Annotated in this window: 13 protein-coding genes; 6 read left to right on the plus strand and 7 right to left on the minus strand. The window is 72.5% G+C overall.

The features are described 5' to 3' along the window. The first annotated feature begins 96 nt into the window (after window positions 1-96). Window positions 97-1,905, plus strand: coding sequence for a helix-turn-helix domain-containing protein (locus ABT296_RS22450; RefSeq protein ID WP_351930010.1), 1,809 nt, complete (start codon window positions 97-99; stop codon window positions 1,903-1,905). Here the strand turns inward: ABT296_RS22450 and ABT296_RS22455 are convergent. Further along, on the minus strand, window positions 1,892-4,381 hold the full coding sequence (locus tag ABT296_RS22455) for an alpha-L-arabinofuranosidase family protein (protein WP_351930012.1): 2,490 nt from the start codon (window positions 4,379-4,381) through the stop codon (window positions 1,892-1,894). The genes ABT296_RS22450 and ABT296_RS22455 overlap by 14 nt on opposite strands. A 229-nt stretch (window positions 4,382-4,610) precedes the next feature. Here ABT296_RS22455 and ABT296_RS22460 point away from each other — a divergent pair, with 229 nt between their 5' ends. Next, entirely contained in the window at window positions 4,611-5,081 is a 471-nt protein-coding gene (locus ABT296_RS22460; protein WP_351930014.1) for a DUF6314 family protein, read from the plus strand. An 18-nt stretch (window positions 5,082-5,099) separates the two neighbouring features. Here ABT296_RS22460 and ABT296_RS22465 read toward each other — a convergent pair whose 3' ends face one another. Together ABT296_RS22465 and ABT296_RS22470 are read right to left on the minus strand one after the other, a co-directional pair. Then, window positions 5,100-5,690, minus strand: coding sequence for a histidine phosphatase family protein (locus ABT296_RS22465; RefSeq protein WP_351930016.1), 591 nt, complete (start codon window positions 5,688-5,690; stop codon window positions 5,100-5,102). Between the two features lie 125 nt (window positions 5,691-5,815). Then, window positions 5,816-7,291: an aminotransferase-like domain-containing protein gene (locus tag ABT296_RS22470; RefSeq protein ID WP_351930018.1), complete on the minus strand. Its 1,476-nt coding sequence runs from the start codon at window positions 7,289-7,291 to the stop codon at window positions 5,816-5,818. Between ABT296_RS22470 and ABT296_RS22475 the strand changes: the two genes are divergently transcribed. Then, the gene (locus ABT296_RS22475) at window positions 7,290-8,222 is read left to right on the plus strand and encodes a DMT family transporter (RefSeq protein WP_351930020.1); all 933 of its coding nucleotides are present in this window, start codon (window positions 7,290-7,292) and stop codon (window positions 8,220-8,222) included. The two genes, ABT296_RS22470 and ABT296_RS22475, sit on opposite strands and share 2 nt — an antisense overlap. Before the next feature lie 92 nt (window positions 8,223-8,314). Further along, the gene (locus tag ABT296_RS22480) at window positions 8,315-8,512 is read left to right on the plus strand and encodes a DUF1918 domain-containing protein (protein WP_351930022.1); all 198 of its coding nucleotides are present in this window, start codon (window positions 8,315-8,317) and stop codon (window positions 8,510-8,512) included. Between the two features lie 69 nt (window positions 8,513-8,581). Here the strand turns inward: ABT296_RS22480 and ABT296_RS22485 are convergent, their stop codons facing one another. Then, window positions 8,582-9,829 (minus strand): glycoside hydrolase family 10-like protein, encoded by a 1,248-nt coding sequence (locus ABT296_RS22485; protein ID WP_351930023.1) that lies wholly within the window; start codon window positions 9,827-9,829, stop codon window positions 8,582-8,584. A 172-nt stretch (window positions 9,830-10,001) separates the two neighbouring features. Between ABT296_RS22485 and ABT296_RS22490 the strand changes: the two genes are divergently transcribed. Both ABT296_RS22490 and ABT296_RS22495 read left to right on the plus strand, forming a co-directional pair. After that, a complete protein-coding gene (locus ABT296_RS22490; RefSeq protein ID WP_351930025.1) occupies window positions 10,002-10,862 on the plus strand; it encodes a 3-hydroxybutyryl-CoA dehydrogenase in 861 nt (286 codons plus the stop codon). A 194-nt stretch (window positions 10,863-11,056) separates the two neighbouring features. After that, entirely contained in the window at window positions 11,057-11,314 is a 258-nt protein-coding gene (locus ABT296_RS22495; protein WP_351930026.1) for a hypothetical protein, read from the plus strand. Window positions 11,315-11,316: 2 nt separating this feature from the next. Here the strand turns inward: ABT296_RS22495 and ABT296_RS22500 are convergent, their stop codons facing one another. From ABT296_RS22500 to ABT296_RS22510, 3 genes are all read right to left on the minus strand, one after another. After that, window positions 11,317-11,862: an NUDIX hydrolase gene (locus ABT296_RS22500; protein WP_351930028.1), complete on the minus strand. Its 546-nt coding sequence runs from the start codon at window positions 11,860-11,862 to the stop codon at window positions 11,317-11,319. Between the two features lie 75 nt (window positions 11,863-11,937). Further along, window positions 11,938-13,275 (minus strand): NsdA family TPR-like regulatory protein, encoded by a 1,338-nt coding sequence (locus ABT296_RS22505; protein ID WP_351930030.1) that lies wholly within the window; start codon window positions 13,273-13,275, stop codon window positions 11,938-11,940. Between the two features lie 599 nt (window positions 13,276-13,874). Next, window positions 13,875-14,633 (minus strand): PP2C family protein-serine/threonine phosphatase, encoded by a 759-nt coding sequence (locus ABT296_RS22510; RefSeq protein WP_351930032.1) that lies wholly within the window; start codon window positions 14,631-14,633, stop codon window positions 13,875-13,877. Window positions 14,634-14,755 lie beyond the last annotated feature (122 nt).

Consider the following 14,755-nt stretch of genomic DNA (forward strand, 5'->3'; position numbering starts at 1 on the left):
CTTCCAGCCAGGTTCCTCCGATCCCGCGCAGGCCGGGAGCGGTCGGGTGTTGCCAGGGCATATTTGGCAACAGCCGAGGACCGGGTTGGGGGGCACATGAGCGAGGTGGAGGACGACGCGCGCCTGTTCGGCCGTGCGTTACGGCAGCGCCGGATGGCGGCGGGCCTGTCGCTCGCCGACCTGGCGGCGCTGGTCCACTTCAGCCGCGGCTTCCTCAGCCGCATCGAGAACGGGCACCGCCGTGTCTCCCGCGACCTGGCGGAACTGTGCGACACCGTGCTGGGGGCGCACGGTGAACTCGTGGCCCTGGTGGCGGATGCCGGGCCGGACACCGGTCACAAGCCGCAGGACCCGGCCCGCCGGAGGCCCTCGGCGGGCGCCCCGGGGACCCGGCCGCGGAGCGCGCCGCGCGCGGGCACCTCCGGTACGGAGTTCCAGCGGCGCCTGGACCGCGGCGACCACCGCTATCTGGCCGGCCGGATGGAGGAGGCGGACGAGCACTACCGGGAGGCGGCCCGGCTGGCCGGGCCGGACCCCGAGGCCCGTGCGACGGCCGCGGTCCGCCTGGCCCGGCGCTGGTCGGACCCCGGCCGGGTGGACCACGAGCTGCTGCACCTGCTGCGCAGCAGCCTGACGGCGCTGGCGGGCACCGAGGGGCCGGTCGCGGCCGGGCTGCGGCTCCAGCTCAACGCCCATCTGGCGAAGAAGCTGTCCATGGGCATCAGCGAGGACACCGCCTGGCGGTCCGCGGGCCCCGGCCAGGGCGCGGAGCTGGCCCGCCGGACGCTCGACGGGCTCGGCACACCCGGCCTCGACGACGGCACCCGCTGCGAGGTCCTCACCGAGTGCCGCTGGGGCCTGTACGACTTCGTACCGGCCTCGGAGGCGCTGGCACTGTCGCTGCGGCTGCTGGACTCGGCGATGCGCGGCACCTCGCCGTACTTCCGCGGCGAGGCGCTCATCGCGCTCGCCGTCGACCAGCTGCGGGTCGGCCGGGTGCACGGCGCCGCCGGCACCCGCGCCCAGCACGCGCGGCACGCGGCCCGCACCCACAGCACCCTGGCCCGCTGGCAGCAGTGCACCCTGGGCACCCTGTTCGACCTCTGGTACGGCAGGTTCGACTCGGCGGGCGACTGGATCTCGGGCGAGTCGCGGACCGTCGTCGCCGCTCTGGAGGCCGACTTCTCGGTACCGGCCGACACCCTCGCGCAGACCCGGCTGGGCCAGGCGTTCTGGCTGCTCAGGGAGCGCGGGCGGATGGCGGAGCTGTTCAGCTCGGAGCTGGCCGAGGGGGTGGAGACGCACGGCTACTTCCCCGTCTGGCGGGCCGGGCTGGCCTTCGCGCTGTGCGAGGTCGGCGAGCACGGGCAGGCGGCGGACCGGCTGCTGGCGTTCGCCCGGGAGAGCGCGGGCTTCACCCGGGTGCCGCCGGACGGCTGGACGGTGCCCGCGCTGTTCCTGTTCGCCGAGGTGTGCGCGGCGCTCGACGCCCGGGGCGGTCACGAGGCGACGCTGGCGGAGGTGGTGCCCGCGCTGCGGCGGCGTCTGGGCCGGGTGCCGCAGGGGCTCGCGCTGGCGGGCTGGCCGGTGGTGCTGCTGGGGCCGACGGACCGGGCGGTGGGGCTGCTGGACCTGGTGGCGGGTGACCCGGCCGCCGCCCTCGGCCGGTTCCGGCAGGCGGAGCGGCTGGTGGTCGGCTCCTCCCCGCCGCACACCGCGCGGGCCCGCGCCGAACAGGCCCGTACGCTGCTGCGGCTGGCGCCCGGCGCCCGGGACACCGATCCGGTCCCGCTGCTGCGGTCGGCGCTGGCCACCGCCGAGTCGCTCGGCATGGACTCGCTGACAGACCAGTGCCGGGCCCTGCTGGCGGGGCAGGGCCCGGACGGAGCGGCTACCTCTGTCTGATCCGCAGGAAGGTCACCGAGTTCGCCGGGAAGGTGTACTCGAACTTCGCGGAGACTCCGGTGAAGGTGGACGTCACGGGTGTGACCGGGGTGTTCGTCTCGGTGTTCACCGAGTCCGGCTCGCCGGCCAGCGTGGTCACCCGGGCCCGGGAGGCGACCCGGGCGCCGCCGAGGTCGACGGTGGTACGGGCGTCGGCGGACTGGGCGTTGACGACCTTGACGATCAGGTCGCCGGTGGCCGTGTCCTCGGTGACGACCTGGCGGAACGGCTCGGCCGGCTTGTCGTCGGTGAAGCTGCCCCACAGGGTGCCGTCGAGGTAGAGCTCGACCTGGCGGCCGCGCACCTTGACGTCGATGTCGTAGGCGCGGCCGGTGTCGATCGACCCGGCCTTGGTGATCAGCGTCGACTTGCCGCCGTCCACGGCCTGTTCGACGGCGGAGCTGGTGTTGTTCCAGCCGCCCAGGTTCCACCAGTAGTAGTTGCCGGTGTCCTTGACCCCGAAGGCGACCAGGAAGCCCTCCTTGCCGGACTTCTTGGTGGCCTTCACATGCAGGTCGTAGTCGTGCCAGGCGGGGTCGCCGGCGGTGACCATGGTGTTCTCGGCGGCGGCGTCGCTCTGGACGTAGGCTCCGTCCTCGACGCTCCAGCTCCCGGTGCCGTTGTGGGTCCACCGGCCGGCGTCGCCGGAGAAGTCGTCGGCGAACAGGGCGGTGCCGTCGGCGGCGGTGACCCTCACGTCGTCGTAGGCCGCGGCGGTCGCCCAGGTGGACAGGCCGACGGCGCCGGTGATCGGGCCGCTGACGGTGGGGGTGCCGGTCGCGGTGGAGGGGACGACGCGGTCGCCGACGTTGGTCATGAACAGCTTCTGGACCTCGTAGTTGGCGGAGTTCCAGGAGGCGTGGTTGTTGAACCAGACCAGGTCGGGCCGCCACTGGACGTAGTCCTCGTTGGCGAGCAGGGGGGCGTAGGAGGCGAGTTTGACGATGTCGGCGTTGCGTTCGAGGCCGGTCATGAAGGCGGCCTCGGCGAGGGCGTTCTTGAGGGCGTTGCCCTGGGAGGCGTACTCGCCGAGGAAGACCTGGGGGCCGCCGCGGTCGTAGGAGTCGTAGCGGTCGTTGTTCTGCAGGAACCACTGCGGGCTGTTGTAGTAGTGCTCGTCGACCATGTCGACGTCGCCCTCGCGGTTGAGCCGCCAGGCGGTGTCGAAGGTCGAACCGGAGTCGTCGGGGCCGGAGTTGGAGATGACGGTGATGCCGGGGTACCGGGCCTCGATCGCCGCGCGGAACTTCTCGAAGCGGGCGTAGAACTCGACGGGGAGGTTCTCCTCGTTGCCGACGGCGAGGTGGGTCAGGCCGAAGGGCTTCGGGTGGCCCATCGCGGCGCGCTCGGCGCCCCAGGTGCTGGTGACGGGCCCGTTGGCGAACTCGATGAGGTCGAGGGTGTCCTGGATGTGCCGCTGGAGCAGTGCCTCGTCGTCGACGGCGCGGTTCTGGCCGCAGCCGGTGACCAGGGCGGGGACGACGGGCAGCGGCATCGCGCCGATGTCCTCGGAGAAGCGGAAGTACTCGTAGTAGCCGAGGCCGTAACTCTGGTTGTAGCCCCAGAAGTTGGCGTTGGTGGCGCGCTCCTCGACCGGGCCGACGGTGTCCTTCCACTGGTAGGAGCGCTTGCGCTGCCAGCCGGAGGACTCGCTGTAGCCCTCCATGGAGCCGGTGTTGACCAGGCAGCCGCCGGGGAAGCGGACGAACGACGGGTCGAGCGCGGCGATCTTCTCGGCGAGGTCCTTGCGCAGTCCGTTCGACTGGCGCTTGTAGGTGTCGCGCGGGAAGAGCGAGACCATGTCGAGGGCGGCGGCGCCGGAGGAGGCGACGGCCAGCCGTCCGTGGGAGCTGGTGCGGTTGGCGGTGAAGGTGGCGGTGTACTTCTTCCAGCCGCCGCTCACGGCCGTCTGCCGGGCCGTGGAGAGGGTGCCGGCCGCGTCCTTCAGGCTGACGGTGAGGGTGCTGCCGGCCTCGGAGCGGGCCCACACCGAGAAGTCGTACCGCTTGCCCTGCTCGACCCTCAGGCCGGTGTTGTAGCCGCTGTTGGTGACGGTCGAACCGGCGCCCAGCGAGAGGTAGTTGCGGTTGCGCTCGTTGAGCCGGCCGGAGTCGTCCAGGACCTGGGCCGTGCCGCTGACGGCCCAGGAGGTCAGCGGGGTGTAGGAGCCGTTGTCGGCGGTGGAGTATTCAAAGGACCGGTTCTGTACGAGCTCGGCGTACAGACCGCCGTCGGCGGCCCGGTTGATGTCCTCGAAGAAGACGCCGTACATGGTGTCGTCGATGCGGGCGCCCCGGGCCGCCGGGTCGACGGTGATCGCGTAGTCGGTGACGTCCTCGGCGTGCGCGGGTGCCGGGACGAGTCCGCCGGCCGCCAGCAGGAGGGCGGTGGCGCCGAGACCGAGTCTCCAGCGGGTACGGGTGCGGGTGCGTGACATGGATACTCCGCGGCTCGATGTTCGAATGTCGATCGTTCGGTGCGATGCGGTTCGGTGCGATGCGGTTCGGTGCGGTGCGGTGCGGTCGATGCGACCCCCGGGAGGGGCCCGTTCGAGATCTCGTTCGGAATTTCGGACGCTGATCCGTAGCTCGAACGGCAAGATAGGGAGGGGGCAGGAACGCGTCAATGGGTCGCGCAGCAACGGATGGGACGGAGTCGGGGTCGCTATGGGCGAGTTCTGGCCAGTGCGGGACACGCTCGGCTATCTGCGGGGCGCCTGGCGGGTCACGCGCTCGGTGCGGGACCTCGGCAGCGGCGACCTGGGCGAGTTCACCGGTACGACGGTTTTCGGCCCGTTGGAGGGCGGTGGGCTGCTGCACGAGGAGTCCGGCCGGTTCCGCTGGCAGGGCGTGGCGCGGCCGGCCGAGCGGACCCTGCGCTTCCTGCCCGGGAGCGCGCCCGGCACGGTCGACGTCCACTTCGCCGACGGCCGGCCCTTCCACGACCTGGACCTGTCCCACGGCCATCACGTCACGGACCACCCGTGCTCGGCCGACCTCTACCGGGGCGAGTTCACGGTCCTCGACGAGCACCACTGGCGGACCCTGTGGCGGGTACGCGGCCCCGCGAAGGACCTCGTCCTCACCACCGACTACACGCGCGAGCCCGCCACCGGGGCCGGGGAAGCCGGGACCTGATCGTGTGGGTGCCGGTGCCTACGGCTGCGTGGCCCGCAGCGGCACCCCGTCCAGACGCAGGCTCCAGCGGCCGACCCGGCCGATGACGGTCGTCGACGACAGGGGGTGGACGTCGAGGTGCCAGAAGATCGACGGCGGCGCCTTCAGCGCGTACACCAGCGCGGCGCGGATCACGGAGGGCTCGGCGACGGCGACGATCCGGCCGTCCTCTACGGGCCGGGTGTCCAGCCAGTAGCCGACCCGGCCGATGAAGGCGAGCAGTGACTCGCCGCCGTGCGGAGTGCCGCGCGGGTCCGCGATCCAGGCGTCCACCGCGTCCGGCTCACGGGCCATCGCCTCGCCGAGCGTCAGCCCGCGCCAACGGCCCATGTCGCAGTCGCGCAGCGCGAGTTGCACCAGGGGCGCGTAGCCGAGGGCGTCGCCGGTGGCGCGGCTGCGCGGGGTGGGCGAGCAGTACCGCAGCTCGGCCGCCGACAGCGCCACCAGATCGTGCGCGACATGCTGCACCTCGTCCCAGCCGGCCTGGTCCAGCGGACGGTCGTCCTCGAAACGCTCCGCGAGCCGCGAGGAGCAGCGCGCCGCGGCGACGAACGTGACCCGAAGTGACATGCGGTGATGGTGATTCGCGGGAGTGTGCAGGTCAAGAGGCATGGCCTCCGAGTTGTCCGAGGTGCCCAAAAACTTACTTCCAGGTCAGGACCAGCCGGACGAATCAGCCCAAAAGGCAGCGAAGATCACTCCGCCCCGGTGCGCGCGACCTCCTCGAAGGCGGACCGCAGCCGCCGTACGCCCTCGTCGATCTCCCCCGTCCCGGCGACCGCCGCGAAGCTCAGGCGGAGGTGGGCCGCGGGCGGCTCGGCGCTGAAGTAGGGGCGGCCCGGGGTGATCGCGACGCCGGCGCGCAGGGCGGCCGCGGTGAGGGCGGCCTCCCGGCCGGAGCCGAAGGCCGGGGCGCCGCCCGTGCCGTCGGGCAGCCGGGGCCACAGGTGGTAGCCGCCGGAGGGGATGTGCGGCAGGGCCAGTTCGGGCAGTTCCCTGAGCAGGGCGGCCGTCATGGCGTCCCGGCGCACCCGCAGCTGGGCCGAGATCGCCCGCAGATGGCGCGGCCAGGCCGACGAGCCGACCAGCTCCAGGGCCGCCTCCTGGAGTGGCCGGGGCACGAAGAAGGTGTCGACGACCTGGATGGCGCGCAGCCGCTCCAGCACCGGCCCCCGCGCGGCGAGCGCGCTCACCCGGAAGCTCGGCGAGGTCGCCTTGGTGAGGGAGCAGACGTGCACCACGACCCCGTCGGGATCGTCGGCGGCCAGCGGCCGGGGCAGCGGCCCGGCGTCCTCGTGCACCAGCCGCCGTACGAAGTCGTCCTCGACGACGAAGGCGCCGGCCGCGCGGGCGATGCGCAGCACCTCGGCGCGGCGGCCGGGGGCGAGCACGGCGCCGGTGGGGTTCTGGAACAGGGGCTGGCAGACGAAGACCCGGGCGCCGGTGGCCCGGAACGCGTCGGCGAGAAGCCCGGGGCGCACCCCGTCGGGGTCCACCGGGACGGGCACCGGGCGCAGGCCGGCCGCGCGGGCGATGGCCAGCATGCCGGGGTAGGTGGGCGACTCCACCAGCACCGGGGCGCCGGGCGGTGCCAGCGCGCGCAGGGCGGTGGTCAGCGCCGACTGGCCGCCGGAGGTGACCAGGACCTCGGCCGCCGTGACCGCGCCGCCGATGCTCCTGGCGAACCACTCGCGCAGCTCCGGCAGCCCTTCCATGGGCGGCCGGCCCCAGGCGCCCGGCCGCCGCCCGGCCCGGGACAGCGCGGCCGCCATGGCCCGCTCGGGCTGGAGCAAGGGGTGCAGATAGCCGCCGTTGAACTCGATCACGCCGGGCGGCGGGGCGGCGAGCGAGACCAGCACACCGGAGGCGTCCACCGAGCGCGGCACCAGCTCGGTGGCGCTGTCGGCGCTGAGCGACACCTCCTGCCAGGAGGTGTCCCCGGCGGGCGCGGCGGCGGCACGCGGTGCGGCCCGGAAGGCGCCGGCGCCGGGCCGGGTGACGACGAGGCCCTCGGCCGCCAGCTGGGACAGGGCCCGGGAGACGGTCACCGGGCTCACCTTGAACCGTTCGACGAGTGTCCGGCTCGACGGGAGCTTCTCACCATGCGAGTAGCGGTCCAGCTCCCTTCGCAGCTGTTCCGCCAGTTCACCCACGCTGCTACGCTCGTGCATGAGAGCACAGAGTAGCGCTACCGCACCGACGGGGATAGCAGTCGACGCCCGGTCCGGCTCCCCCTCCGGTCCCACGGCCGCCACCGGCACCCTCCTCGCCGCGCTCGGCGTGATCGCCTTCTCGCTGACCTTCCCGGCCACGGCGTGGGGCCTTGAGGGCTTCGGCCCCTGGTCGCTGGTGGCGGTGCGCGGTGTCCTCGCCGCACTGCTCGCCGGCGGCTGTCTGCTGGCGCTGCGGGTGCCGCTGCCGGACCGTCGGCACTGGGCGGGCCTCGCGGTCGTGGCGGCCGGGGTCGTCGTCGGCTTCCCGCTGCTGACGACGCTCGCGCTGCAGACCTCCACCACCTCGCACGCGGCCGTCGTGGTCGGTCTGCTCCCGCTGACCACGGCCCTGTTCTCCGCGCTGCGGATGGGCACCCGGCCCTCGCGCACCTTCTGGGCGGCGGCGCTGGCCGGTGCCGCCGTCGTGATCGCCTTCACCGTGCAGCAGAGCGGCGGCAGCCTCACCTCCGCCGACCTGTATCTGTTCGCGGCGCTCCTGGTGTGCGCGGCCGGCTACACCGAGGGCGGCCGGCTGGCCCGGGTCATGCCGGGCTGGCACGTCACCGGCTGGGCGGTGGTGCTGTGCCTGCCGCTGTCCCTGCCCGCCGCCGCCGTCGCCCTGACCCAGGAGCCGGTCCAGCTGACCGCGCACAGCGTGGCCGGGATGCTGTGGGTGGCGGCGGGTTCGCAGTTCCTGGGACTGGTCGTCTGGTACCGGGGCATGGCCGCCATCGGCATTCCGAAGGCCAGCCAGTTGCAGTTGGCCCAGCCCCTGCTCACACTGGTGTGGTCGGTGCTGCTGCTGGGCGAGCATCTGACAGTGGCCGCCCCCCTCACGGCCGCGGCGGTGCTCGTGTGCATCGCCGTCACCCAACGGGCGCGGGGCTGACCGGGCCGTACGGCCCGCGTCCCGCGGCCGCCCCGGGCCGTGGGACCGAGGCCACGGACCGCTTGCTCCCGCTTTCGCCGAGGAGGCCCCAGATGCGCGCAACCGTGGGCGACCAGCTTGTCCAGCACGGCAGGGTGGTCGGACAGCACGACAAGGTCGGTGAGATCGTCGAGGTGCTCGGCGATCAGGGCAATCCCCCGTACCGCGTCCGCTTCCAGGACGGTCACGAGGGTCTGTGCTCCCCCGGCCCCGACACCGAGATCCGCCATCACGAGATGCCCCCTCGCTGACCCACCGCGCGGGCCGCCCCGGCCCGCGCACCTCGTCCGGGAGCGCGGAGGCCCGCTGCTCCCCCGACGTCAGCGGGGTGCTCGCGCCGGCTGCCGGTAGTGGTCGGTGACGACCCGGGTCATCGCGCCGATGCGGTCCTGCGTGATCTCGCGCGCGGCGAAGTAGACGTGGCCGCCGACCTCCGGGTGGCGGGCCGCCAGGGTCAGGTGGCGGGAGAGTTCGGCCGGATCCTGCCAGGCTGCGGCCTGGGCCGGGTCTCCCGCGCGGTACAGGGCCTCGCCCGCGTACAACCGGGTCGCGGTGCCCCGGGCCACCTCCGCCCACCAGGGCAGGAGCTTGGCGTAGTCGGCGGCGGAGTTGCCGATGTGCCAGTACAGCTGGGGGCAGATGTAGTCGATCCAGTTCTCCCGGACCCATCTGCGGGTGTCCGCGTGGAGGTCGTCGTACGACTGCAGGGCGCGGGTGGCGGAGCCGCGCGGGTCGGTGTCGGCGTTGCGCCACACGCCGAAGGGGCTGATCCCGAACCGGGTGCCAGGGCGGGCCTGCCGGATGCGGGCCGCGGTCTCGGCGATCAGCAGGTCGATGTTGGCACGCCGCCAGGCGGCCCGGTTCGGGAAGCCGCCGCCGTACCGGTCGTAGGCCGCCGCGTCGTCGAAGGTCTGGCCGGCGACCGGATACGGGTAGAAGTAGTCGTCGAAGTGCACGGCGTCCACGGGGTAGCGGTGCACCGCGTCCAGCATGGCGTCCTGCACGAAGGCCCGGACCTCGGGGAGCCCGGGGTTGTAGTACAGCTTCCCGCCGTACGGGACGACCCACCCGGGATGCTTGCGCGCGGGGTGCGCGGCGACGAGCCGGGACGGGTCGGAGTGGTTGGCGATCCGGTACGGGTTGAACCAGGCGTGCAGTTCCAGGCCGCGGGCGTGCGCCTCCTGGACCGCCGTGCCCAGCGGGTCCCAGCCGGGGTCCTTGCCCTGGGTGCCGGTCAGCACCGCTGACCAGGGCTCGTACGGCGAGGCCCAGAGCGCGTCCGCGGTCGGCCGCACCTGGAAGATCACCGTGTTCAGCCGGCGCCGGACCGCCGAGTCGAGGTGGGCGACCAGCTCGGCGCGCTGCCTCTGTGCGCTCAGCCCGGCCTGGGAGGGCCAGTCCCGGCCCGCCACCGTCGCCAGCCACATGCCCCGCATCTGTCCGGCCGCCGCCCGCCGCGGCGGCGCGGCCGACGCCCCGGACGCCGTCGAGGCCGTCGAGGCCGTCGAGGCCGTCGAGAAGGCCGCCAAAGCGGCCACGGTGAAGGCCCGTCGGGTGACTCGCCCCATGTTCTGCACCCCAGTCACACTGCGGATCCGTGCCGTCACGGACCGTCTCCGCGCCCCAGGATGCCCGACCCCGGCGATCGATCATCGATACTTGGCGGTAACGTGCACGAACGGAGCAGGCACCGAGACCCGGCGCCCTGCCCCCAGCCGAAGTGACAGCGAAAGGGACGATGTGGTGGACATCGAGCGCGTCGGAGTGGTGGGCTGCGGCCAGATGGGAGCGGGCATCGCCGAGGTGTGCGCCCGGGCCGGCCTGGACGTGAAGGTCGCCGAGACCACCGGCGAGGCCCTGGAGATCGGCCGTACCCGGCTGTTCAACTCCCTCACCAAGGCCGCCGAGCGCGGCAAGATCAGCGCCGAGGAACTGGCGGCGACGCAGGCGCGCCTGAGCTTCACCACCGACCTCGGCGAGTTCGCCGACCGCGATCTGGTGATCGAGGCCGTGGTGGAGAACGAGCAGGTCAAGACGGAGATCTTCCAGGTGCTGGACCAGGTCGTGAGCCGGCCGGACGCCATCCTGGCCTCCAACACCTCCTCCATCCCGCTGGTGAAGCTGGCGGTCGCCACCTCGCGGCCCGACCAGGTCGTCGGCATCCACTTCTTCAACCCGGCGCCGGTGCAGAACCTCGTCGAACTGATCCCGGCGCTCACCACCTCCGAGGGCACCCTCAGCCGCGCCCAGGCCTTCACCGAGAAGGTGCTCGGCAAGCACGCGATCCGCGCCCAGGACCGCTCCGGCTTCGTGGTGAACGCGCTGCTGATCCCCTACCTGCTCTCCGCGATCCGGATGTTCGAGTCGGGCATCGCCAGCCGCGAGGACATCGACAACGGCATGGAGATGGGCTGCGCCCACCCGATGGGCCCGCTGAAGCTCTCCGACCTGATCGGCCTCGACACCGTCGCCTCGGTCGCCTATTCGATGTACGAGGAGTACAAGGAGCCGCTGTACGCCGCTCCCCCGCTGCTCCAGCGCATGGTCGACGCCGGCCGCCTCGGCCGGAAGACCGGCTCCGGCTTCTACACCTACGGCTGATTACGGACGGTCAGTATTCGGCCAACTCCCCGGGCCCGGCACCTCTATGGGTGCCGGGCCCGCGGCGTTCACACACCGTGTGCACCCCGGGCCCGCATATGCCCTGCGCACACTCTCCCCACGCGCTCACCAGGCGAGTTCACTTTGCTGCGCATATGCAAGGGACGAGAGACGACCACGAAGGGAGCGGACACGTGACCGCCGATCCCGAGCATCCTGTAGTACACGGAGAACTCGCAGAGTTACGGCGCCGTCTGGACGTGGGCCATGCCCGAGTCGAGGGCGGACTGGCACTGCTGACGCACCGCACCGAGGAAACCGCCAAGGAGTTGAACGATCTGATGACCCGGGTCCACACCCTGGAACACGCGCGCTGGCCGCTGCCCGCGGTCGCCGCCCTCACCGCCCTGGGCGCCCTGGCGGTCGCGGTCTGGCAGGCGATGGGCCGTTGAACTCAGGGCGCGTCCTGGCCCAGCCGGAGATGGTGCAGCAGGAGTAACGCGGCCGCCATGTTGGCGGCCGGCACCTCCCCGCGGGCGATCATGTCGGGGACCAGCTTGAGGTGGACCCACTCCCGGCGGTCCGACTCGAAGTCGTCCACCGGGTGTCCGACGTACTCACCCTCGTCGGCCCAGTAGATGTGGTGCCGGGCGTCGGTGAGTCCGTTGGACGGCTCCACTGTCATCAGGTGGCACAGCCGCCCGGCGGGCCGCCAGCCGGTCTCCTCCTCCAGTTCCCGGGCGGCCGCGACGGCGATGTCCTCGCCGTCCTCGACCACTCCGGCCGCGAGTTCCCAGCCCCAGCTGTCGGTGATGAACCGGTGCCGCCACAGCAGCAGCACCTCGTTGGCCTCGTTGACCACCGTGGCCACGGCGACCGGGCGGAGCCGGATGAGGAAGTGGTCCAGGTGCCGGCCGTCGGGCAGCTCCACGTCTGCCAGGTTGACGGTGAACCAGCGGTTTTCATACACAGTTTGTTCGTTCTGTTTCGTCCACTGCACGGTTCTGCCACCTTCCGTCGAGTAAGTGGCAATATCGCAGCAGGGACTGTGCGCTGTCGGTGTCCGAGCACCGGCCTACAGCGGTACGCGCAGTGCGCCGTCGATGAGTTCGGCGGCCTCGGAGGTGCCCGCGCAGCCGCTGCGCACCAGGTGTTCGCGTACCGCGCGGAGTCTGTCGCGCAGGCGCTGCGACTCCATCCCTCTGGCCTGCTCGGCCATCTGCACGGCGGTGGCCACCGCTTTGTCGGCGTGGCCCTGGCGCAGCTCGATCGTGCTGAGCATCGCGAGCCGGTGCACCCGGCCCCGGTCGTGCGCGGGGTTGTCCACGGCCGCCGCGGCGTGCTCGGCCGCGGCCGCCAGCTCGCCCAGGCTGAGCAGCGCCTCCGCCACCTGGACGTTGACGAGTCCCGGCTGGACATAGCCCGTCTCGTCCGGTTCGTAACCGCGCCGGATGCGTTCGGCGGCCTGCTCGGCACGTCTGATGCAGGACAACGCGGCCGTGCCGTCGCCGAGATGGGCGTACGCCTTCGCCTGCATCGCGTACAGGTCGGAGGCGAGCGCCGGCGTGATGTGCTTGCCCGCGGCGCGCAGCGCGGCCTCCGCGAAGGCGACGGCCTGCCGGAACTCCCGCATGTACAGGGCCTGGTTGACCAGCAGCGCGATCACATAGGCGCCGAGTCCGCGGTCGCCGCTGGCCTTGGCCAGCCGCAGCGCCTGGTGGAAGTAGCGCTGCGCCAGTCCGTGCGCGTCGGAGTCGTAGGCGCAGATCCCGGCGATGGCCACCAGGCCGCCCGTGGCGCGGTGGAGTTGACGGCCCGTCGCGTCGGTGTAGCTGCCGCGCAGCAGTGGGGCGGCCTCGGCGTTGAGGAAGCCCACGATCCGGGTACGGGTCGCCATGCCGCCCGCCTTGCGGTACATCTGCTCGTAGTGGGCGCGGGCGGCCCGCAGCATCTTGATGTCGGCGGACGTGACCCGGTGCCGGCCGCCGCGGGAGACGTCCGTGTCCTCGGGCGGGTTCTCCCACTCCCACACCGGCATCACCGCGGGGGTGCCGGTGACGGCGGGGGCGCCGAGGATGTGCGGGCGCTGCTGCTCGTCGCAGCGCCACAGGGCGGTGGCCCGCTCCACGAACCCGGACAGGGAGGTGCCGTGGGCGGCGGGCTCACCGGGGACGCCGAGGCCGATGTCGTCGAGGGTGACGGGGCGCTGGAGCCGTCCGGCGAGCACCTCGCAGATCAGGTCCGGGACCTGGCCGCGGGGGCGCTGGCCCTTCAACCACCGTGCCACGGCGGTGTGTTCGTAGCGCAGGGCGAGTCCGCGTGTGCGGCCCGCCTGGTTCACGTGTGCCGCCAGCCCCGCGTGCGAGATCCCGGCCTCGTCCAGGATCGCGTCGAGCAGAGTGTTGGGCTGCATATATGCCCCCCGGGTCGCTCGGTGCCGTCAGAGTAATGGTTCCGCGTTCACACGGGGTGTGAACGGAGTGCCATGATCCGGGCGGTGCGCGCACTGTTGCGGGGGGTTTCCGGCCGGTTGACTGAATTGCCTCGAAAGAGGCCGGCCGGGCCGCCGGCTCCCCCTCGTACAGTGCGGCGGCCCGCCTTCGGCTCCGCCGGTTGGGCGGGTCGACTCGACTCCGTTGCGTGTTGGCTTCGCTGTCGACGGCCGGCTGGGCGTGGCTGGGCGCGCAGTTCCCCGCGCCCCTAAAGGGTTCGCCTGATCGGCAGGGCGTTCCAACGCCGTTCATTCAAGGGTGCGTTGTCGGCTGGCGGCTCGATGTGGCTAGTAGCGCAGTTCCCCGCGCCCCTTAAAGGGTTCGTCTGATCGGCTCGGGGTGTTGCAACGCCGGTCGGCCACAGGTGCGTTGTCGGCTGCTGGCTCGATGTGGCTGATCGCGCAGTTCCTCGCGCCCCTAAAGGGTTCGTCTGATCGGCAGGGCGTTCCAACGAGGTTGGATCAAGGGTGCGTTGTCGGCTGCTGGCTCGATGTGGCTGGGCGCGCAGTTCCCCGCGCGCCTAACGGGGGCGCTTGGTGGGGGCGGGGCGGTCGTTGCGGAGGAGGAGTAGGGCGATGTCGTCCGTGGGGGTGCCGGGGGTGTGGTGGGTCAGGGAGTTCAGGACCGTGTGGAGGATCTGGGCGGGGCTGGTGCGGAGCGCGGTGGTGAGGGTGGAGCGCAGGGGGAAGAAGCGGCCGTGGGCGTCTCGCGCGTCCTCGGCGCCGTCCGTGTAGAGGACCAGTGTCTCGCCCGGGGCCAGTCGGCCCGCGCTGACCAACGGCGGATCGCAGGGCAGCGGGAACACGCCCAGGGGTGGCAGCGGATCCGCGGACGTCAGGGGTGCGACGCTCGTTTCGCTCAGCAGGTACGGCCAGGGATGGCCGCAGTTGAGGCCGCGTACCGCGCCGTCTCCGTCGATCTCCAGCAGCAGGACGGTGGCGAACTCCTCGGCCACCGGGTGCTCGTGACGGGCGCGTTCGCCCAAGTGCCGGGCCAGGGCGCGCTCCAGGCGGCTCAGGACCCGGCCGAGGTCGGGTTCGTCGTGGACGGCCGCGCGGAAACCGTCGAGGAGGGCGGCGGCCGCGGCGACCGCGGAGGTCCCGTGCCCGCGGACGTCGCCCATCACCACACGGACGCCGTGCGCGGTGGCTACGACGTCGTACAGGTCGCCGCCGACGCGGGCGCCCCGGTCCGCGGGGAGCTGCGCCGCCGCGACGCGCAGTCCGGCGACGCGCGGCTGCTGCGGTCGGCGGGGACGCACAGCCTTGATACGGATCATGCCGGTGGCCCCCCAGCAGGCCCAGTCGGACACAGAATCGGACCGGCCTCGAAAGGCCGGTCCGATTCTGTCGACCACCAAACCGACGGGACCACCCCACCCGGAAACCTCACCCGATCGAG

Source organism: Streptomyces sp. NPDC000983, from assembly GCF_040299205.1.
Taxonomy (GTDB): Bacteria; Actinomycetota; Actinomycetes; order Streptomycetales; family Streptomycetaceae; genus Streptomyces.